This is a genomic window from Vibrio coralliilyticus ATCC BAA-450, assembly GCF_000176135.1.
Taxonomy (GTDB): domain Bacteria; phylum Pseudomonadota; class Gammaproteobacteria; order Enterobacterales; family Vibrionaceae; genus Vibrio; species Vibrio coralliilyticus.
On the sequence record NZ_ACZN01000012.1, the window covers coordinates 81,998 to 104,023 of the forward strand.

The window sequence follows — 22,026 nt, forward strand, 5'->3', positions numbered from 1 at the left end:
AAACGCCCACTAACAATGAGTGGGCGCTTATTCGTACTATTCTGGCGATCAGACTTTAAAGGATGTGATCTTGGCATCCAGAGCTTCAGCATTTTTCTGCATGATTTCCGAGGTTTCGAGCAATTCAGATACCACAGTCACCGATGCTTCCACCAGCTCACGTACGTTCGTCAAGTTCTGATTCATCTCTTCTGCGACGCTGCTTTGCTGACCCGCTGCCGTCGCAATCTGGAAGTTCATGTCGTTGATTTGATTGACCTGAGCAACAATCCCGTCTAGCTCGCTCCCAGCATTAGTAACCAAATCAACGCCCTCAGCCGCCTCAACAACACTCTTCTCCATCAATTCCACTGCAGAGCTCGCGCTGGATTGTAGTTGAGTGATCATTTCCTGAATTTCGACCGTCGCTCCTTGAGTACGCTGCGCAAGGTTTCTCACTTCATCAGCCACGACTGCAAAACCTCGACCGGCTTCGCCCGCTCGTGCCGCTTCGATAGCCGCATTCAGTGCCAGTAAGTTGGTCTGCTCTGAGATTCCCTGAATCGTACCAACCACACTGCCAATCGATTCGACGCTCTCTTCAACCTGATTAACAGCTTGAGCAGAGGCGGAAATGTCTTTCGATAAATCACTGATTTTCTGCACTGTCCCTTGCACAAAGCGCTGACCACTTTCCGCCTGACCAGACGCATTCTCCGTTAGCGAGGAAGCATTTTGTGCATGATCAGCAACAGTCTGTACTGTGGACGACATTTCACTCATCGCCGTTGCCAGTTGATCAATCTCGTTAAACTCTTCTTGTGCTGACTCTTTGGTTTCTGACATGCTCATAGTCATGACTTCAGTCAGCCCTGCAAGCTCTTGTGATGCGTCAATTTGTAGCTTGATCATTTCCTGCAGTTGCATCCGTGTCTTTTCCAGTTCACGTGCCACATCACCGTATTCGTCTTTACAGTCCATCTCAATCGGTACCGATAGATTGCGGTCCGCCATTAACTTGATAGAGTCACTAAGATACTGTGTCTGACGCAGCATGATACGTGCTGCAAACAAGAGTAAAACGACAAATACCACGATCATGGCTGCCGTCTGCCAGGCCACCTGTACCATGTAAGCTTCGTAATGTTCCTGAGCAACCTGAGCGTTTTGAGTAGCGGCGAGAAGAGAATCATAGAAGGTGCTCGCATCCCATAATTGCTTGCCGATGATCAGAATGGTACTGAACACCATCAACATCACCATCTTGGGAACCAGACGAATATCCGTGATCACTCGCTCCCATGGCTTAAATGCCATTTTGGTCATTGTTAGTTCTCCGCTAAGTCTTATATATTGTTTTTATTCCTGATAACTGTCAGGACACTATTAACTATCGCTCGTTACCATCATCTAGATAGCGAATATGTATTTATTTTGAGCCTCGTATGAATAGAAATGATATCAAATCTGATACAAAACCAATGAGCTTACTGTCACTAATCCTGTCTTTCATGGCGTTATTTGTGATCTCTGGCCTGCTGTTTTTCCCTCTAAGCAGCCAAACGCGTCAGGTTCTTATCGGCTTAGACTTTATTATCTGTAGCGTCTTTCTCCTTCAACTGAGCATAGATTTGATCCGCGCAACAGATCGTGTGCAATTTATGAAACGGCATTGGATAGACTTCCTAGCTAGTATTCCTATGATTGAGCCGTTGCGCTTTGCGCGCCTGTTCCACATCTTGCGCGTGATTCTAGTCATCCGCTCAAGTAACTTTCTCATCAAGCAGTTGCTGGTAAATCGCCGAGAAACAACCCTTGCATCGATTCTGTTGTTAATGGTGGTCTTGCTGACCATAGGCTCGAGTATGATGTTGTTTGTTGAAGGCAAATCACCTGATGCCAATATTCAAACTGGCGGCGATGCGATGTGGTGGGCACTCGTCACCATTTCAACGGTGGGTTATGGGGATCATTTCCCTGTCACGGACGCAGGTAAAATCTTAGCCTCTGGGTTGATCATCTGTGGCGTTGGCATTTTCGGTATGATTTCAGGTTTGATCACTTCGCTGATCACCTCACCGACGGAAGTTCAAGCAAGACGTTCTGAAAACAAAGAGCGGCTATTGTTAGAGCTGGTACAAAAGCAAGATGAAATTCTGCGCCGTCTAGACCGATTAGAACAGCAGGAAGAAAAAAAACGGGAGCCGTAAAGCTCCCGTTTCACAAATCACTATTATCCACTTAGTCTTGCCAGTAAGGCTCCGCTTCAATACAGATAATGCGAGTCTGTTCCATGGCATGAAGAATGGAGCTCTCTTGGCGAGACAACCAGCGCTGAAGCTGTTCTTGTTCATCACCTTCCAGCTTATCGACCATATTGTCTAACGTGCGGAGTTTAAGGAGATCATCGATACCGTGGAGTAAATCGCTCCATGGTAGGCGGAAACTGTTGCGCTCTTCAAAATCGAACAAACTCGCGAAGCTCACCCCCGTATAAAGGTTACGCATCAGGCGATATTGTTGATCAATATAGTCCTGACTGTTCAGCGCACGCTCTGGCGGAAAGGCTTCCATTAACTCAGCCCAAGTGCGATCCAACTGCTTCACAGAAAAAGGTTCAACCGTTAGTGCCATCTTGTCGCGCGCTTTGTCATCAAGAAATGGCTGCCAGCCCCGGGTCAGGATCCAACGACTGAGATCAAGCAAAAGACCCGTGTATCTGGCGGAATTGAGTAACGTCAGCATCTCTTCACGATCAGGCAAGGCTTCTTGAACCAATTTCAGCTCACCGACCAGAAACTTACGCGCATCAAGCTTACGCAGAGCATGACCTTTATCGTCGAGTAACGCTTCTAAATAGTCATAGTCATTTAACCATTCTAGCTCTTGCTCAAGCCACTTGAGTTCCTGACGTACTAATGCACTAGCACGACGAGGGACCACGCCTCCGTATACCGTCAGCAGTTGACGAATAAAACTGATAGAGCTTTTAATTTCATTCAAGGCTTCTACCGATTCACGCTCAACATAAATTTGCTCGTGGTAATGCCAGTGTGACAAACCATGCTCCAAAGAGTTGATAAAGCAAGACTCAACCGTGTCGTGTTTGTCCGTACTGACTAAAGCCAGCGGTTTGACGTCATCGCCAGTGTAACCACTTGCTAAACGATAACCTTTAGCCGCCTTGCTGAGATTACCAAGGCGCATGCCCCCTTCTTCAGAGAAGCTACGCGCAAGCGTAAATAGAGCGTCTGTTTGGCCTGATTTCAGCTCTAGCTCTACTTCACAAATCGGGTCTTCTTTATCACCTGCTTCTACTTTGCCCTGATCGAAAGCGACTTCGATTTGGCTGCCGTCTGGCATGGCAATCAACCATTGCTCACGAGTGAAGTTTGTCGAGAAAAGCGGGGTAAGTTCGGATTGCAGCGTTTCAGTGTCTTTGCCAGTCGGCCAGATATCTGATGGGTGAAGAGAAAGAAGCGGATCATTGCTGTCATGCTCGGCGTTGAATTCAGGTCGCTGGTGTAAACCTGCCACCACACGTCCGGACGTCTTGACCGTCTGGACATACACATCGTCAAAACGGCGAATTCTTAAGCCAATGTCATGCTGGCGTAACCAATTGTCGGGAGTATCAAAGTAGGTATTTCCTAGCTCACGACAACTGTGCTGAAGTACTTTGGTTTGGGAGATTTTATCTCGTAAAGCATTTGAAAAATCAGGAGAAACAAAAAACTTCAGTTCTATCTCGGTTTCCATAGTTATACCTTTTAAAGCAGATACAAACAGGATATTGCCAATTTTCGTACTGGGCAAGAAAGAAATATCGCAGCAATGATGATCTAAAACAGTTTTAATGATGGATTTAATGCGTTAACATGCGCGCCTTTATAGCCATCGTTCAACATTTCACCACGAATGGTGTATGTTATTTTTAGGTTATATTAATTAGGTTGAATGACCATGCCAGTAAATACAATTATGGGGTTATTTGCAAAGTCCCCAATTAAGCCTTTGCAGCGCCACGTAGTGTGTGTCAACGAATGTTGTTCTCACCTAGTGAATTTCTTTGAAGTCAGTTCAAAGGGTGACTGGGAAAAAGCATCAGAAATTCGTGCACAGATTTCTCACCTTGAGAAAGAAGCTGACGTACTTAAGCGCGAAATTCGCCTTAAACTTCCTCGCGGTTTGTTTATGCCAGTAGATCGTAGCGACATGCTTGAACTACTGACTCAGCAAGACAAACTGGCAAACCTAGCAAAAGATATTGCTGGCCGTGTATACGGTCGTCAATTGACTTTCCCAGAGCCTCTCCAAGAAAACTTCATTGCGTATGTTAAACGTTGTCTCGATGCAGCGAATCAGGCGCAAAAAGTCATCAATGAGCTCGATGAGTTATTGGAAACTGGATTTAAAGGCCGCGAAGTAACGCTTGTGGCTGAAATGATCCATCAACTGGATGTGATTGAGGACGATACTGACGCGATGCAGATTCAACTTCGCCAACAACTGATGGCGGTTGAAAACGATCTGAATCCGATCGATGTAATGTTCCTTTATAAGATTCTTGAATGGGTAGGTGGCATAGCTGATCAGGCGCAACGTGTTGGTGCGCGTCTAGAGCTAATGTTGTCTCGCTCATAAACAAATAAGTTAACCAAATAACGAAGAGCATTTTAATAGCACTCCCCTGATAGGCGTTAAATAATGAGACGCCGAAGGGGTTTTTTCGTGCCGAATTTGCTCCGCTTGTTATCAACAACTAGGTATTACGATGGATATCCTTGCGAACTACGGCACTGTCCTGATTATTATTGCAGCAGTTTTTGGCTTTATGATGGCTATTGGTATTGGCGCGAATGACGTAGCCAATGCGATGGGTACATCGGTAGGCTCTAAAGCGCTAACCGTAAAACAAGCGATCATTATCGCGATGATCTTTGAATTTGCGGGGGCATACCTTGCAGGCGGTGAAGTAACCGACACTATCCGTAAAGGCGTAATCGAAACGTCACTCTTTGCTAGCCAGCCGGACGTTCTTGTCTTCGGTATGATGTCAGCCCTTCTTGCGGCAGGTACATGGCTTCTTCTTGCTTCTTATATGGGTTGGCCTGTATCAACTACTCACTCGATCATTGGTGCCATCATCGGCTTTGCCTGTGTGTCTGTGGGTACCGAAGCGGTCGATTGGGGCTCAGTTCAAGGCATCGTAGGTAGCTGGATCATTACTCCAGTCATCTCAGGTTTCTTTGCGTACGTGATTTTCGTCAGCGCCCAGCGCTTAATCTTTGATACCGAGAAACCACTCTTCAACGCTAAACGTTTCGTCCCAGTCTACATGTTCATCACTACCATGGTGATTGCGCTGGTAACGATCAAAAAAGGCCTTAAGCACGTTGGTCTGCACCTTTCTGACGGCGAAGCATGGATGTGGGCAGCTGCGGTATCTGCACTGGTTATGGCGGGCGGTTACTTCTACATTCAGAAGAAATTCTCAAGCCGCGAAGATGATCACGGTTTCGCTGGCGTAGAAGGTATCTTCAGCGTACTTATGGTTATCACAGCATGTGCAATGGCATTCGCTCACGGTTCAAACGACGTTGCTAACGCGATTGGCCCTCTGTCTGCAGTTGTATCTACCATTGAACACATGGGCGAAATCACAACTAAGAGCACCATCGCTTGGTGGATTCTACCTCTTGGCGGTTTCGGTATCGTTGTTGGTCTGGCGACGCTTGGTCACAAAGTAATGGCAACTGTTGGTACAGGCATCACTGAACTGACACCAAGCCGCGGTTTCGCAGCTCAGCTAGCAACAGCGTGTACTGTTGTTCTGGCATCAGGTACTGGTCTTCCTATCTCGACCACACAAACACTAGTTGGTGCGGTATTAGGTGTTGGTTTTGCTCGCGGTATCGCAGCATTGAACCTAGGTGTTGTACGTAACATCGTTGCATCTTGGATTGTGACCCTGCCAGCAGGTGCACTACTTGCGGTTGTGTTCTTCTACGCAATTCAGGCAATGTTCATCTGATGAGCAAGTCAATGATGTGTTAACACACTGTCATTATTGACTCAAATCCACAGAAAGGGAGGCTCAGCCTCCCTTCTTTGTTGCAGTGACTGGGGAAACTACTTACTATTTGGCACTAGCAAGTTATAGACAAAAGACTGTTAAAGGATTTACCGTGAAAAAACTGGTTTGCTTCGTTCTAGCATCACTGCTCGCTGTTCCAGCAGCAATGGCTCAAGACCGATACATTTCTGATAAGCTATTTACCTACATGCACTCTGGTCCTAGCAACCAATTCCGCATTATCGGCAGTGTCGATGCCGGTGACAAAGTGAAGCAACTTTCGACCAACCGAGATACTGGCTACACCCAGATTGAAGACGCCAAAGGTCGCAAAGGCTGGGTAGAAAGCCGTTTCGTCACAAGACAAGAAAGCATGGCGCTTCGTCTTCCTAAACTAGAGAAAGAACTGGCAGATGTTAAAGGAAAGCTTGCCAATGCTCGATCTAGCGCTGACCAAGAAAAAGCAGGTCTAGCGGATTCACTAGAAAACCGTAATCGCCAGATTGCCGACCTTGAGAAGAGCTACGGTGAAATCAGTCAACAACTGACAGCCTCACAAGAAGAAGTCCGTAATCTACGTGCTAAGCTGGATACGCAGAAAGATGACCTACTACTGAAGTACTTTATGTACGGTGGTGGTGTAGCGGGTATTGGATTACTATTTGGCCTGCTCTTGCCACACATTATTCCACGCAAAAAACGCTCTCCATCTGGCTGGGCTTAAATACAGAACATCAAAAAAGGTCGCCTTGGCGACCTTTTTTATTATCCTTTCCAGTCATATAAAGCTGGCACTTCAATCACCGAGCCTTTAAATGAAATCGCACTGCGTTGCGGTTCAATGTGCTGCAACTGAATGTCATTGCTAATCCAGTCACCTTCGCGATATTCGGTCCCATTGACTTTCACCCAACGTTTGTCTGGGTTGCTTGAGTAAACGTGTGTCTGGAAATTCAGCGGTGGCAGCTTTCCTTGCCACTGGCGGCTGTGTATCGCTAGATCGGACGCCTCACTGTCATCATATTTCGGCTCTGGGTTTGCACTCGACTCCAGTGCAGATTCAACCCGCATAGCCAGTTCAGGTGATAAGCCAGATAAATCTAAACCATCCAATAGTGTACTGTTTTGTGACTGAGCAGGCGGCTGAACGCGCGGTAGAACAGGTTCTTGAGGTTGAACCACTGGTGGTTGAGTTTCTTCGCTTGCCACTTCTATATGACCAGTGTCAGCCTTAGCATATTCGTAAGTTTCACGAAGCTCGCTAAATGATGGGTAAGGCAAAGTCTGATACGCAAACGGGACTTCTAGCACTTGAGGTTTCGCTTGATGGCTCGCCTGCCATTGCCCTCGTTGCTCGAGGTAACTCTGATATGTACTTAGAGCTCCCGTCACCAACGCAGGGGCAACAATAACCGTAGCTAACAACCAGCCTGATACCGTCCGTCGAGGTCGCACATCATTGACTGATTGGTAATGATTCACGCCGTTAAATGTCTGATGGTTTTGCTCAGAGTGGTCTAAAGCCTGCAGTACTTTTGACATTATGCTTTCTCCTCTGAGGCAGTTAACGAAGGGGCATGCTCTTGAGATAACTTTTCAAGACGCTGCAAGGTTCTTCGTCCGGCAATGCCATCCACATGGAGTCCCTGCCATTGCTGGAAAAGCTCAACCTTACGCATCAGTTCCTGATCATAAACATCGGACTCTCTTTCGGGCTCACCCAGAACTTTAGACAAACGATCATCCAATTCAGCGATCGCACGTCCTGACATATTAGGTTTCAAAGTCTGATGCCAGTAACCTTGCCAGATCTGGTGATATTGCCCCTGCCATAATTCCTTGAGCTTGGAGATAGGCAGTTCAATTCGCTCCGTTCCTAACAAGAGCTGAGCAGAATTCTGTGTGAGCTTATATAGCACAGCATAACTTTGCAGGCTGTCTTTGCTGAGAGACAAAAGCACGGGAACATTAGCTTGTCTGAGCGTATTCAGCGTGCCGCGTGATTGAGTACAACGGAACGCACTTTGGTCACTTTGCTGGCAAAGACGCTCAGCCACAGACGCATTCAGCCCCCACACATGATAAAGCTCCGCAATACCCTGCTGGAAATCCGTTGCACGAGCAAGAGTGGATTGTAATTCAACAGGAAAAACTTCCTTTTCTATCGCTTCCACATTTGACGCTGGGTACGCTTCACTTAGGTGCGCTTCAATCGACGCACTGAAAAGCATTGGAGCTAACCAATAACTACCGACAGCCAGTACAGCTCCTACGGCAGCGGCAATACCAATTGGAGAACGCTGTGGCAATGAAGGCACTGGTTGAGCGGGCTGATGATACGAGGTTTGAAAACTCATCACCTCTTCACAAGCCGCTTCAACACTTGAATGGCTCGGTACCGCTTCTCCGATGCTGTAAGCTCGTTTTAAAGCCGCATCACAAATCAGATTAATCAGGCGTGGAATACCCAGCGACTGCTGAGCAATATGCTTGAGCGACTTAGCAGAAAGCAAACTCGCTTCGCCACCCGCCAATTCAAGACGATACTGAATATAACTGGCGGTTTCTTTGCTATCCAATGGCAACAGGTGGTATCGCCCCGTAATACGCTGCGCTAGCTGGCGCAATTGAGGCATCTGCAATTTCTGTTGTAACTCTGGTTGGCCAACAAGTAGCACTTTGAGTAGCTTCTGGTTGTCCGTTTCAAGATTAGTCAATAAGCGCAACTGCTCTAGCACTTCAGCGGACAAATGCTGTGCTTCGTCGATCACCAGCAAAGTCTGAATACCATTCGCATATGTACTTAGCAGAAATTCATGAATCTTCTGATTCAGTTGTTTGAGCGTTGCGCCAGATTGATACTCAATCGAAAATTCATCGCAGATTGCTTCAAGCAACTCTATGCTTGAAAAGGTAGGGTTGAGGATTAGACCAGGCTGAGTATCCGTACCGAGTGATTTCAGCAATGCGCGTGCAACGGTTGTCTTCCCGGTACCAACTTCACCAGACAACATCGCAAAGCCCCCACCCTCGCCAAGGCCTACTTGTAAGCGAAACAGCGCTTCTTTGTGCCTTTGGCTTTGGAACAGGAAACGAGAATTCGGCACAATCGAAAACGGCAGCTCTGTGAATCCAAAATGTTGTTTATACATACTTCTCGTCTCTGGGAATTTACCGATAAGAAAAGTACCATTGCTGGCATGAATAGCCAATTCTAAAATCCGAATTTAAGAGAGACATCTGTGCAAATATTTCTGGTTGGTGGTGCAGTCCGCGATAAACTGCTGAAAATCGACGTTTACGACCAAGACTGGGTCGTGGTTGGCGCATCGCCTCAGGTATTACTGGACCAGGGGTTTGTTGCTGTTGGAAAGGACTTCCCTGTGTTCCTACACCCTAAAACCAAGCAAGAGCATGCCCTAGCAAGAACCGAACGCAAAACTGGCTCAGGCTACAAAGGCTTTGATTGTTATTTTGCTCCTGATGTCACCCTTGAAGAGGACCTGATTCGCCGAGACCTGACTATCAATGCAATGGCAGAAGATGAGCAAGGTCGGATTATCGACCCTTACGGCGGCCAAAAAGATCTCAATGATCGCGTTCTTCGCCACGTTTCAGATGCTTTTACAGAAGATCCTCTTCGCGTACTTAGAGTCGCGCGCTTCGCGGCGAAATTGCATCACCTTGGTTTTACCATCGCCCCAGAAACTCAACAGCTAATGGCTCAGATTGTCCAGTCTGGAGAGCTAATTCATTTAACGGCTGAACGTGTGTGGCAGGAATGGCACAAATCGCTATCAACCCAAGATCCACAGATTTTTCTATCGGTCCTGCGTGACTGCGGTGCCCTCAAAGTGATACTTCCTGAATTGGATCGCTTGTTTGGTGTACCTCAACCAGAAAAGTGGCACCCAGAAATTGATACCGGTATTCACAACCTTTTAGTGGCGAAACAGGCTGCCCTACTCAGCCCCTCTAACAGAGTGCGCTTTGCCGCGCAGATGCACGATTTAGGCAAGGGAGTGACCCCAAAAAATGAGTGGCCGAGCCACAAGAAGCACTGTCACACGGGCCTTAGCATCATCAAAAAACTGTGTGAGCGTGTCCGTATTCCGAATGAATATCGCGATCTTGCGTTAATGGTGTGTGAGCAACACTCCAATATCCACCGAGCAGCAGAGCTTAGAGCCGATACCATTATCAAGATCCTCAATGGCTTTGATGTATGGCGTAAGCCCGAACGTTTAGAAGAAATCTTGCTGTCTTGCATGGCTGACAGCCGCGGTCGTACCGGCTTCGAAGATATTGAGTACCCTCAAAAAACTATTTTTGAGCAGGCATACCAAGCAGCACTGGCGGTTAACGTTCAAGACATCATACAAGATGGATTCAAAGGTTCCGCAATACGAGGAGAAATGGAGAAACGCCGAATAGAAGCCGTTCGGGTAACAAGAGGTTAAACATTGCATTCAAAGAAAGGCAAAACCCGAAAAACCTAGCGTTAGTGCCTGCTTGACTTACCCCTGCCTAGTCTCTTCCCTAAAAACAAAAACGCCCCCGAAACCGGAGGCGTTTTTAAAGCTTTAAGCTAATAATTCAAGCTATGAATTACTGACCTTTAACTTCTTTTAGACCGTTGTAAGGAGCTTTAGCACCTAGAGCTTCTTCGATACGGATTAGTTGGTTGCTTTCTTTTAGGTGTAGCAGCAACACGGTCAGAACGTCTCATAGTTCCTAAGCTCTAAAACGCAAAATGCCTCACTAAAAAGTGAGGCATTCATTAAAGCTTTAAAGCTAATAATGCAAACTATGAATTACTGACCTTTAACTTCTTTAAGACCGTTGAAAGGAGCTTTAGCGCCTAGAGCTTCTTCGATACGGATTAGTTGGTTGTACTTAGCAACACGGTCAGAACGGCTCATAGAACCAGTCTTGATTTGACCTGCAGCTGTACCTACCGCTAGGTCAGCGATAGTTGCATCTTCAGTTTCGCCAGAACGGTGAGAGATTACTGCTGTGTAACCTGCGTCTTTAGCCATCTTGATTGCAGCTAGAGTCTCAGTTAGAGAACCGATTTGGTTGAACTTGATTAGGATAGAGTTAGCTACGCCTTTCTCGATACCTTCAGCAAGGATCTTAGTGTTAGTAACGAATAGGTCGTCACCAACTAGTTGAAGCTTGCTACCTAGTAGTTCAGTTTGGTGCTTGAAGCCATCCCAGTCAGATTCGTCTAGACCATCTTCGATAGAAACGATTGGGAATTGGTTAGCTAGCTCAGCTAGGTAGTGGTTGAACTCTTCAGAAGAGAAAGTCTTACCTTCGCCTTTCATGTTGTAGATGCCAGCTTCTTTGTCGAAGAACTCAGATGCCGCACAGTCCATCGCTAGAGTAACGTCTTTACCTAGTTCGTAACCAGCAGCTGCAACAGCTTCTGCGATAACTTCTAGAGCTTCAGCGTTAGACTTAAGATTAGGAGCGAAACCACCTTCGTCACCAACTGCAGTGCTGTAGCCTTTAGACTTAAGAACTTTAGCTAGGTTGTGGAATACTTCTGCACCGATACGTAGACCTTCTTTAAGAGTCTTAGCGCCAACTGGTTGGATCATGAACTCTTGGATGTCAACGTTGTTGTCTGCGTGCTCACCACCGTTGATGATGTTCATCATTGGTAGAGGCATAGAGAACTGACCAGCAGTACCGTTTAGTTCAGCGATGTGCTCGTATAGAGGCATGCCTTTAGCCGCAGCAGCAGCTTTAGCGTTAGCTAGAGAAACAGCTAGGATTGCGTTAGCACCGAACTTAGATTTGTTCTCAGTACCGTCTAGCTCGATCATTACTGCGTCGATTGCAGCTTGGTCTTTAGCGTCTTTACCAACTAGAGCTTCAGCGATTTCACCGTTTACCGCTTCAACAGCTTTAAGAACACCTTTACCTAGGAAACGAGCTTTATCGCCATCACGTAGCTCAAGAGCTTCACGTGAACCAGTTGATGCGCCAGATGGAGCAGCAGCCATACCTACGAAACCGCCTTCTAGGTGTACTTCAGCTTCTACAGTTGGGTTACCACGTGAGTCGATGATTTCACGACCTAGAACTTTAACGATCTTAGACATTAATGTTTCCTCTCGTTCAAATATAAATGTCAAATTTAAAAGGCAGCAGCACAACCTTCGCCACTGCCCGTATCCTTTTTACTTCTCTAATTCGCCGCGTTGGAATTCACCAGCCGCTTTTACGAACCCTGCGAATAGTGGGTGACCATCGCGAGGTGTCGAAGTGAACTCTGGGTGGAATTGAGCCGCTACAAACCATGGGTGAGCTGGATTCTCAATAACTTCCACAAGTTTCTTATCTGCTGACAGGCCTGACACTTTTAGGCCCGCTTTTTCAATTTTTGGACGCAGATTGTTGTTCACTTCGTAACGGTGGCGGTGACGTTCATGAATCGTCGCGCTACCGTAGAGTTCACGAGCTTTAGTCCCTTTCTCTAGGTGACATAGCTGCGAACCAAGACGCATCGTACCGCCTAGGTCAGACTTTTCGGTACGTTCTTCAACTTTACCTTCGCCGTCTACCCACTCTGTGATCAAACCTACCACAGGGTACTTCGTCTCTTTGTTAAATTCTGTTGAATGTGCACCTTCCATACCCGCAACGTTACGCGCGTATTCAATCAGTGCCACTTGCATACCCAGACAAATACCTAGGTAAGGAAGCTTGTTTTCACGAGCGTATTGCGCAGCACGGATCTTGCCTTCCACCCCACGATCACCGAAACCACCAGGTACCAAGATAGCATCTAGACCTTCCAGCGCTTCTTCACCTTTGGTTTCTACGTCTTGTGAGTCAACGTACTTAATCTTAACGCTCAAACGGTTCTTCAGACCTGCGTGTTTCAGCGCTTCGTTGACTGACTTGTAAGCATCCGGCAGTTCGATGTACTTACCGACCATACCAATGGTCACTTCTGCCGTTGGGTTTGCTTCTTCATAGATAACCTGTTCCCACTCAGTCAGATCAGCTTCAGGAGCAGAAATACCGAAACGAGAACAAACTAGGTCGTCAAGACCTTGAGATTTGATCAATTGAGGGATCTTGTAGATTGAATCTACGTCCTTCATAGAGATAACCGCTTTTTCTTGCACGTTACAGAAAAGAGCGATCTTCTTACGCTCGTTCGCTGGGATCATGCGATCAGAGCGACAAACAAGAATATCTGGTTGGATACCGATAGACAGCAGCTCTTTAACTGAGTGCTGAGTCGGCTTAGTTTTCACTTCACCTGCTGCGGCAAGGTAAGGAACCAGTGTCAGGTGCATGAACATAGCACGCTCACGGCCTAGCTCTACAGCCAGCTGACGAATTGCTTCCATAAATGGTAGTGATTCAATATCACCAACCGTACCACCCACTTCAACGATAGCAACGTCATGACCTTCAGAACCTGCGATTACGCGGTCTTTGATGGCGTTAGTGATATGAGGGATAACCTGAATCGTTGCGCCTAGGTAATCACCGCGACGCTCTTTGCGTAGAACATCTGCGTAAACACGACCGGCAGTGAAGTTGTTGCGCTTAGTCATCTTGGTGCGAATGAAACGCTCGTAGTGACCAAGGTCTAGGTCAGTTTCTGCGCCATCTTCCGTAACGAACACTTCACCGTGCTGAGTTGGGCTCATTGTGCCCGGATCAACGTTGATGTAAGGGTCAAGCTTCATCATAGTCACTTTAAGACCACGAGCTTCAAGAATAGCGGCAAGAGATGCTGCTGCAATACCTTTACCTAGAGAGGATACAACCCCGCCAGTAACAAAAATGTAATTTGTCGTCATGTTTAACCTGAAATTGGTTGAATGAGGGAAATGGATTTCTTCTGGACGGGAGATAAATATACCAGAAGACCCTTATCGCCACAACGTGAAATCTATCACACTGTAATTTTTTATTTTTTGCTTCAAATCAAATTCGAGCAGCTCGATACACTGGGTTTATTGTTGCGACTCTCGCCGTTTCACCTCATCCCACATGCTATCAAGTTGCTGTAAATCGAAGTCCGTCAACTGCTTACTTTGCTCAGCCACCATCTTCTCAACACTTTTAAATCGACGAGAGAATTTGAGGTTTGCTTTGCTTAATGCCGATTCAGGATTTTGTCCAAGATGACGGCTTAAGTTGACGACCGCAAACAACAAATCCCCAAGCTCAAGCTCTACTTTTTCATCATCGGGGGCAACTTGCAGCGCCTCATCCATGACTTCATCGACCTCTTCGCGCACCTTGCCCACAACCGGACCTAGTGAGTCCCAATCAAAACCAAATTTAGCGCACTTTGTCTGAATTTTGGTCGCTCGTGAAAGGGCCGGGAGCGAACTCGGTATTGAGTCTAGGATACTTTGCTCTTTTTTGCCGACTTCGGCTTTTTCTTTGGCTTTTTCCGCTTCCCAGTTGGCGTTGATTTCTTCGTCCGATTCAAATTCAACATCAGAAAAAACATGGGGGTGACGGCGAGTCAGCTTCTCATTCACTGTGTCAACAACATCTGAGAATTCAAACAGCCCCTGCTCTTTCGCCAGTTGGCTGTAAAAAATCACCTGAAACAACAAATCCCCTAGCTCTTCCTGCAAATTCGGCCAGTCACGATTATGAATCGCATCCACCACTTCGTAGGTTTCCTCAATGGTATGAGGAACAATTGTGTCAAAGCTTTGTTTTAGGTCCCAAGGGCAACCATTCTCAGGGTCACGAAGCTGCGACATTATCGCTTCTAGTCGTTCAATCGGGTGATTCATAATCTTTGTTCCTTTAAACCTATCTAAAGAAAAAGGTGAGCGGTACAACCACTCACCTTTAAAAATTTATTGTCATCCCCAATCGCTCGTTTCACTCTAGGGAATGACTACTCTTTTTTACTAAGTAGTTGGCTCTTCTAACAAGGCAACAAACTTACGAGACTCCTGAACATAGCTTGCCTATGTGATGGAGCGAGTATAGTGAAGTTAACGCTGTTAGAAAGCCAAATACGACGTAAAAACTAGCCGAGGCGTTTTACCGACATAACATCTTTAATCTGTTCAACTCGCTTCGACACACGCTGCAGAATCTCAATGTTAGTGACCTCTAGATCAAAGTCCATAATCGATAGCTGCTTACGGTAATCAACACGGCTCTTCATGCTGGTGACTTTGATTTTCTCGTTGGCAAACAAGGTGGTGATGTCTTTGAGTAGTCCACTACGCTCCATCGCTTCCACACGGACGGTCAGGATGTAAGAACCAACAAAACCACTGCCCCAAACGGTATCGATGATACGCTCTGGAGCGTGATGACGCAGCTCTTCAAGCTGTTCACAGTCGGCGCGGTGAACCGAAATACCTCGACCTTGAGTGATATAACCTGCGATTTCATCCCCTGGAATCGGCTGACAGCAACGCGCAAGGTGCGTCATCAGGTTATCAACCCCTTCCACAACCACTGCGTCTTTCTTAGGACGGCTTTGCGCAGGCGCTTTGGTTTCAGCTTCCTGTAACTTCTCTAGCGCTTGCTGATCTTCTTCCTCGGCAGTGGGCTTATTCACCAAGGCATTAATGTGGTTAATGATCTGGTTGATACGCAAGTCACCACTGCCGACACCAACATACAATTCGTCGGCACTGTTGACGTTAAAGCGCTTCAACGCATACTGCTCGGCGTCTTTCAGTGTCGCGTTGATTTTGGCCAGCTCGGCTTCAAGAATCTCTCGGCCCGCTTCTAGGTTCTTTTCACGTGATTGTTTACGGAACCAAGCATTGATCTTAGCGCGCGCTCGACCAGATGTGACAAATCCCATTGATGGATTCAGCCAGTCACGAGATGGATTCGGCTCTTTAGCCGTGATGATTTCGACCTGATCGCCCATCGTCAGTTTATGGGTAAACGGTACTATACGCCCTGCAACTTTGGCGCCGATACAACGGTGCCCGACTTCTGAGTGAATGTGGTAAGCAAAATCAAGTGGCGTCGCGCCCATAGGCAGGTCGACCACATCGCCACGAGGCGTAAACGCGTAAACGCGATCATCAAATACCTGACTACGTACTTCATCAAGCATTTCGCCGGAATCTGACATTTCTTCCTGCCAATCAAGCAGTTTACGCAGCCAAGTAATTTTCTCGTCGTAGCCACTTCGGCCACCGCCACCTTCTTTGTATTTCCAGTGCGCTGCAACGCCAAGCTCCGAGTCTTCGTGCATGTCTTTAGTACGAATCTGGATCTCGATGGTTTTCCCTTCAGGGCCAAGAATCACAGTGTGGATTGACTGATACCCGTTCGGTTTTGGGTTCGCAACGTAATCATCAAATTCACTTGGTAGGTGTTTGTATTTGGTATGAACAGCGCCTAGTGCTGCATAACAATCCTGAAGTTTGTCGGCGATAATACGAACAGCGCGAACATCAAACAGTTCGTCAAATGCCAGACTCTTCTTCTGCATTTTGCGCCAGATACTGTAAATGTGCTTAGGACGCCCACTTACTTCTGCATTGATGCCTGAAGAGGTAATTTCATTCGAGAGGTCATCCACAAAATCCGTAATGTACTGCTCACGAACGATGCGACGCTCAGAAAGCTGTTTCGCGATCTGTTTATAGGTATCAGGCTGTTGATAACGGAAAGCGTAATCTTCAATTTCCCATTTCAACTGACCAATGCCAAGACGGTTTGCCAGAGGCGCGTAGATGTTTGAACACTCTTTCGCCGCAGCTTGGCGCACTTCGTCCGGGGCTTTCTTTACCTCGATCAGATTACAGATGCGTTCAGCAAGCTTGATGACCACGCAGCGGAAGTCATCGACCATCGCTAATAGCATACGGCGAACATTATCTACTTGAGCCGAGGCAGCGCTGCCTTCCATAGTGACATTGAGCTGTCCCAGTGCCGCCATTTCCTCAACGCCATCAATCAATTTGATCGTTTCTTTGCCGAAATCCTCTTCCAGTGCTTCACGTTCATAAGCCCCACTGGACACCACTGGAAACAACAAAGCAGCCACTAAGGTGGCTTTGTCCATGGAGAGAGTAATGAGAATTTCGATCATTTCACGCCCACGCCATAACAGCAGTGGGCCTTGATCGTTGTCTTGTAGAATGGTTTCACAATGTCGATATACCTCTTTAAGGCGTTTCGACACTTTATTGTCTTGCTCTAGGCTCGCAATCCAATTATCTAGTTCAAACTGTTCGTCTTGATTCAAATGTGCGCTTCTTACCGCAACCATCGTCTTCGTCCTGTAATACTTTTTATCTTCGACCTACCCCGTGTTGAGACTGCTCACCACGGGCTAAGTTCGCATTAATCCTTCACAAAAAGCGCCATTGATTCTAAGTGACTGGTATGGGGGAACATATCTAACATACCCAGTTTCTTTAACTCGAATCCCTGACTTAGCAAGCTCTGAGAATCTCGGGCTAGAGTAGCAGGATTGCAAGAAACATAAACGACTCTTGTCGCACCTAGCGCAGAAACTTGCTCGACAATTCCACTAGCGCCAGCTCGTGCTGGATCGAGCAGTATTTTATCAAACTTTTCTCTCGCCCAGAGCTGACCAGACATATCTTGTTCCAAATTTGCCTGATAAAACTGAGCATTATCAATCTGGTTAACTTGAGCATTATGAGTAGCTTTACTCACCATCTCATCGACCCCTTCAACACCGATAACGCTTTTTACCTGCTTAGCGATAGGGAGGCTGAAGTTCCCTAACCCACAAAACAAATCTAACACTCGATCTTGCTCAGATAACGCCAGCCAATCCAACGCCTGAGTAACCATCTGCGCATTCACTTGTTGATTAACTTGAATGAAATTATTTGGCTCAAACGGGATGTTGACGCCAGTTTCCTGATAAACACCCGCTTCACCTGTTTCAAGCATCAACTGTTCATTGTTTGGCATCAGATAAAGCGTAATCTGATTGAGCTTGGCAAATTCAAGCAGTGCATCATGATCTTTATTGTTCAGTGGCTTGAGGTGGCGCAAAACCAGAATGCGCGTGTTATCTGCTTTCACTAACTCGACATGGCCAATGTTCTCTTGTTGAGAAAAGCGTGATAGCAGCGCATATAAATCAGGCAATAACTCATCCAATTCCGGCGCCAAAACAGGGCAGTGAGTCAGAGTGACGATGTCTTTACTCTGCTTTTTACGGAAACCAAATTTCAGTTGACGCGTTTTTTTATCCACCATGACACTGATGCGAGCGCGGCGACGGTAGCCTTCCGATTCGCCCACTATCGGGGCCTCTAAGTTGAGGCTCTGCCCAGCAAACTTGCTCATCAATTGGCTCAGCGTTTGCTGTTTGTGCATCTGCTGGTGCTCACTACTCAGGTGCTGCATATTACAGCCCCCACATTGCTGATAATGTGGGCAGAAAGGCTCAACTCGTTGTTCACTCGGCGTTTGCACCTTAATCAGCGTCGCTCGTGAGAACTTACTCTTACTTTCGGTCAACTGAGCTAACACTTGCTCTCCCGGCAGTGCCCCTTCAATAAAAATTGGCTTCTTATTTTGATAGGCTATGCCTGCACCGTGATGATCGAGTTTTTCGATTTTCAACGATTGATGCTTAGTGTTGAGTTGAGTTTTCTTTTTCGGTTGGAAGAAACGCGCCATGCTTTGCTCTGTGCCTTTTAACTATTGCTCTGTATTGCTGTCCAGGCGTCACCTTTTCAGGCCTGAATCATTGTCTGAGCCGAACGAGTTTATTATGCTTAAGGATTCGACGGCTTCTTTTATTTGTGGAAGTTATTTTCCCATATCCACACCACGATGTTTAGACAATAATGACAAGATATGGCTTACGCGCCCGCGTTATTACCCTCACACTCGCGCCGACGTTGATCATTGGCCTGTTACTGAGTGCGTTTTTCTCCTTTAATCGCTATCACGACTTGGAAAAGCAGGTCATCAATTCAGGCTTAAGTATTATTGAACCTCTGGCGATTGCCAGCGAAGAGGGACTAAAAAACAACAGCCGCGAATCTGTCCGTCGAATTATCAGTTATGCGCACCGGAAAAACTCAAAGTTTGTTCGCAGTATCGCCGTCTTCGATTACAACCACGATTTATTCGTTACTTCCAACTTTCATCCGAACTTTGAGTCCCTCACCTTTCCACGCAATGAACCTATTCCTCTGCTGGTGACGTCTGATCTTCAGGAGAACACACTGATTTTGCGCGCGCCGATCATTGCCGAGTCCGGTTTGATATCGACGCCTAAAGGGCAAGATACCAATCCAGCCCTTGGCTACATTGCCGTAGAGCTCGACCTCTCTTCCCTGCGCCTGCAACAGTATCAAGAGATTTTCTCTGCGTTTTTAGTACTGCTCTCCGGGTTAGGACTATCAGCGGTGTTTGCTTATCGCCTGATGCATGACGTCACCCGACCGATTTCTCATATGAAGAACATGGTCGACAGAATTCGTCGCGGTCACCTCGATGTTCGAATTGAAGGTAAGATGCATGGTGAGCTTGATTCTCTCAAAAATGGTATCAACGCCATGGCGGTTTCGCTGTCGGAATACCATGTGGAGATGCAACACAGTATCGATCAGGCGACTTCGGACTTACGGGAAACACTCGAACAGCTTGAAATTCAGAACGTTGAATTGGATATTGCGAAGAAACGCGCGCAGGAAGCAGCACGCGTGAAATCCGAGTTCCTTGCCAATATGTCTCATGAGCTTCGCACACCGTTGAATGGCGTGATTGGCTTTACTCGTCAGATGCTCAAAACCAAATTGACCAACAGCCAAGCGGACTATTTGCAGACCATCGAAAAGTCAGCCAATAACCTGCTCAATATCATCAATGACATTTTGGACTTCTCTAAACTGGAAGCAGGCAAGTTGGCACTGGAGAATATTCCGTTTGAGTTCCAGGAAACCCTCGAGGAAGTAGTGAGCTTGCAAGCTACCAGCGCCCATGAAAAAGGCCTAGAACTAACCCTTAAAGTCGATCCTAAGATCCCGGCAGGCTTAGTTGGTGACCCGCTGCGAATCCAGCAAGTACTCACTAACCTAGTAGGTAACTCGATCAAATTTACCGAGCGAGGCAACATCGACATCAGTGTCGAGCTGCGTTCTCAAAAAGAAGATGCGGTTGAATTACAGTTTATGGTGCGCGATACCGGTATTGGTATTTCCGAGCGCCAGCAAGCTCAACTGTTCCAAGCATTCAGTCAAGCAGACGCCAGCATTTCTCGCCGCTACGGCGGGACAGGGCTTGGTCTGGTCATCACCCAAAAACTCGTGAGTCAGATGGGGGGAGAAATCAGCTTAACCAGCCGCCTGCACCAAGGCTCAACTTTCTGGTTTACGCTCAGACTCAACTCAACAGACATGCCAGTGAGCGATTTGCTGGAAACTCAAGTACTGCGACAACGCACCCTGCTACTCGTCGAGCCGAACATGCAAGCAGCCTCGGTGACGCAGCAAACCCTGGTACAAGAAGGGCTAATTGTCACCTACCGCTCATCAATCCCGGAAGAAGCCAGTCAGTTCGATTATGTGCTACTTAATCTCGCACCGAACAAAACCAACGAAGCTGAGCTGGTTGAACAGTGGGTGAAGCAAGCCCAGCAATGTGCGCCTCAAGTGGTAGTGGGTATCCCTAGTACTGCTCTGGCTCTGTCGGATCACCTTATCCAGACACACCATGTTCATTGCATCACCAAGCCATTATCTCGACGAAAACTACTACAAACGTTAGCCGCCAATCAAGAAAGCTTGCCAATGGTTGAGATTGAACCGGCATACAACGAGACGCTACCGTTAACGGTTATGGCCGTCGATGACAACCCAGCAAACCTGAAACTGATCAGCGCCCTCCTCCAGGAGCGGGTCGAAAAAGTGGTGACTTGCACCAACGGCCTCGATGCAGTAGCTCAAGCGGAAACCCAGCATTTCGATATCATCCTGATGGACATTCAGATGCCACACATGGATGGCGTAACCGCTTGTGGCAAAATCAAGCAAACTGAACTTAATGCCAACACTCCTGTGATCGCCGTCACCGCGCACGCGATGAGTGGCGAACGTGACAGACTACTCGGAGCGGGCATGGATGATTATCTCACCAAGCCAATTGAAGAACATGTGCTGCAACAAGTGTTAATGCACTGGAACCCAAATACCACGGAATCTGAAATGGAGAAGCTCGACTTGCCGTCCGATGTTGAGCCTTCAGAACACTCTTCGTCAGCAGTGATCGAACATGACAACATCATCATCGACTGGCAAGCGGCGCTAAAACAATCCGCCAATAAAGAAGATCTTGCCCGTGATATGTTGCAAATGCTGGTCGACTTTATTCCGGAAGTTAGTAGTGTGGTTGAAGCAGCGCTGGAAGAAGATGACTTTGACAGCGAAACGCTGGTTCATCACGTACATAAGCTCCACGGCAGCAGCTCATATTGCGGTGTCCCAAGGCTGAAAAAAGTCTGTGCCACAATAGAGAAAGCTCTGCGTTCAGGTGCAAGCCTAGAAGATATTGAGCCAGAGTTGTTTGAACTGCAAGATGAAATGGAGAAGGTCACCGCGAGTGCGGCACCTTATTTAGATTCGTAGATAACGGTAGCAACGGCGTAATGACGTTCATCAGAAATAGACAGGTGGATATTCTCCACCTGTTTTTTTTGGGCAAATTCTAGAGCTTTACCAGACAACGACAAAAGTGGCGCACCGTGCTCATCATTGGTAATGGTGAAGTCATGGAACGTCACCCCCAATGCAATGCCAGTTCCCAATGCCTTTGACGCCGCTTCTTTGGCAGCAAAGCGCTTGGCTAAAAAACGCCCCTGCTGCTTCAGCGATTGGAAGCGTTGTAACTCGATATCAGTCAAAATACGTCGGGCGAACGCTTCACCACTGCGGGACAGCGCTTTTTCAACACGTTCAATTTCCGCAATATCTGTTCCTAAACCAACGATTGCCATTGTG

Annotated in this window: 16 protein-coding genes; 6 read left to right on the forward strand and 10 right to left on the reverse strand. The window is 47.1% G+C overall.

The features are described 5' to 3' along the window. Positions 1-48: 48 nt before the first annotated feature. Complete coding sequence (locus VIC_RS03125) at positions 49-1,305, reverse strand: methyl-accepting chemotaxis protein (RefSeq protein ID WP_006957773.1); 1,257 nt, start codon at positions 1,303-1,305, stop codon at positions 49-51. Between the two features lie 119 nt (positions 1,306-1,424). Between VIC_RS03125 and VIC_RS03130 the strand changes: the two genes are divergently transcribed. After that, complete coding sequence (locus VIC_RS03130; RefSeq protein ID WP_006957774.1) at positions 1,425-2,189, forward strand: potassium channel family protein; 765 nt, start codon at positions 1,425-1,427, stop codon at positions 2,187-2,189. A 31-nt stretch (positions 2,190-2,220) separates the two neighbouring features. Here the strand turns inward: VIC_RS03130 and VIC_RS03135 are convergent, their stop codons facing one another. Continuing rightward, positions 2,221-3,738, reverse strand: a complete 1,518-nt coding sequence (locus tag VIC_RS03135; RefSeq protein WP_006957775.1) for a CYTH and CHAD domain-containing protein — start codon at positions 3,736-3,738, stop codon at positions 2,221-2,223. 204 nt (positions 3,739-3,942) lie between these two features. Between VIC_RS03135 and VIC_RS03140 the strand changes: the two genes are divergently transcribed. The 3 genes from VIC_RS03140 to VIC_RS03150 all read left to right on the forward strand — a co-directional run bounded on the left by VIC_RS03140 (position 3,943) and on the right by VIC_RS03150 (position 6,779). Further along, on the forward strand, positions 3,943-4,623 hold the full coding sequence (locus VIC_RS03140) for a TIGR00153 family protein (RefSeq protein WP_038163663.1): 681 nt from the start codon (positions 3,943-3,945) through the stop codon (positions 4,621-4,623). Between the two features lie 130 nt (positions 4,624-4,753). After that, positions 4,754-6,013 (forward strand): inorganic phosphate transporter, encoded by a 1,260-nt coding sequence (locus tag VIC_RS03145; protein WP_006957777.1) that lies wholly within the window; start codon positions 4,754-4,756, stop codon positions 6,011-6,013. Between the two features lie 154 nt (positions 6,014-6,167). Beyond that, the gene (locus VIC_RS03150; protein WP_006957778.1) at positions 6,168-6,779 is read left to right on the forward strand and encodes a TIGR04211 family SH3 domain-containing protein; all 612 of its coding nucleotides are present in this window, start codon (positions 6,168-6,170) and stop codon (positions 6,777-6,779) included. 41 nt (positions 6,780-6,820) lie between these two features. Here the strand turns inward: VIC_RS03150 and VIC_RS03155 are convergent, their stop codons facing one another. Both VIC_RS03155 and VIC_RS03160 read right to left on the reverse strand, forming a co-directional pair. Continuing rightward, a complete protein-coding gene (locus tag VIC_RS03155; RefSeq protein WP_006957779.1) occupies positions 6,821-7,597 on the reverse strand; it encodes a general secretion pathway protein GspB in 777 nt (258 codons plus the stop codon). Continuing rightward, on the reverse strand, positions 7,597-9,207 hold the full coding sequence (locus tag VIC_RS03160; RefSeq protein ID WP_006957780.1) for an ExeA family protein: 1,611 nt from the start codon (positions 9,205-9,207) through the stop codon (positions 7,597-7,599). Before VIC_RS03160 ends, VIC_RS03155 begins: the two co-directional genes overlap by 1 nt. Positions 9,208-9,297: 90 nt before the next feature. Between VIC_RS03160 and VIC_RS03165 the strand changes: the two genes are divergently transcribed. Further along, complete coding sequence (locus VIC_RS03165; RefSeq protein WP_006957781.1) at positions 9,298-10,515, forward strand: multifunctional CCA addition/repair protein; 1,218 nt, start codon at positions 9,298-9,300, stop codon at positions 10,513-10,515. Between the two features lie 354 nt (positions 10,516-10,869). Here VIC_RS03165 and eno read toward each other — a convergent pair whose 3' ends face one another. The 5 genes from eno to rlmD all read right to left on the reverse strand — a co-directional run bounded on the left by eno (position 10,870) and on the right by rlmD (position 18,700). Then, entirely contained in the window at positions 10,870-12,168 is a 1,299-nt protein-coding gene (gene eno / locus VIC_RS03175; protein WP_006957782.1) for a phosphopyruvate hydratase, read from the reverse strand. Between the two features lie 78 nt (positions 12,169-12,246). Further along, complete coding sequence (locus VIC_RS03180; protein ID WP_006957783.1) at positions 12,247-13,887, reverse strand: CTP synthase; 1,641 nt, start codon at positions 13,885-13,887, stop codon at positions 12,247-12,249. A 156-nt stretch (positions 13,888-14,043) separates the two neighbouring features. Next, entirely contained in the window at positions 14,044-14,844 is an 801-nt protein-coding gene (gene mazG / locus VIC_RS03185) for a nucleoside triphosphate pyrophosphohydrolase (RefSeq protein ID WP_006957784.1), read from the reverse strand. A 242-nt stretch (positions 14,845-15,086) separates the two neighbouring features. Next, on the reverse strand, positions 15,087-17,306 hold the full coding sequence (gene relA, locus VIC_RS03190) for a GTP diphosphokinase (RefSeq protein WP_006957785.1): 2,220 nt from the start codon (positions 17,304-17,306) through the stop codon (positions 15,087-15,089). A 74-nt stretch (positions 17,307-17,380) separates the two neighbouring features. Then, positions 17,381-18,700: a 23S rRNA (uracil(1939)-C(5))-methyltransferase RlmD gene (gene rlmD / locus VIC_RS03195; protein WP_006957786.1), complete on the reverse strand. Its 1,320-nt coding sequence runs from the start codon at positions 18,698-18,700 to the stop codon at positions 17,381-17,383. Positions 18,701-18,870: 170 nt separating this feature from the next. On the opposite strand from rlmD, the gene barA reads away from it, so the two are divergent. Continuing rightward, the gene (gene barA, locus VIC_RS03200; protein ID WP_006957787.1) at positions 18,871-21,654 is read left to right on the forward strand and encodes a two-component sensor histidine kinase BarA; all 2,784 of its coding nucleotides are present in this window, start codon (positions 18,871-18,873) and stop codon (positions 21,652-21,654) included. On the opposite strand, the gene acpS is transcribed toward barA, so the two are convergent. Continuing rightward, positions 21,639-22,022, reverse strand: a complete 384-nt coding sequence (gene acpS, locus VIC_RS03205; protein WP_006957788.1) for a holo-ACP synthase — start codon at positions 22,020-22,022, stop codon at positions 21,639-21,641. The two genes, barA and acpS, sit on opposite strands and share 16 nt — an antisense overlap. Positions 22,023-22,026 lie beyond the last annotated feature (4 nt).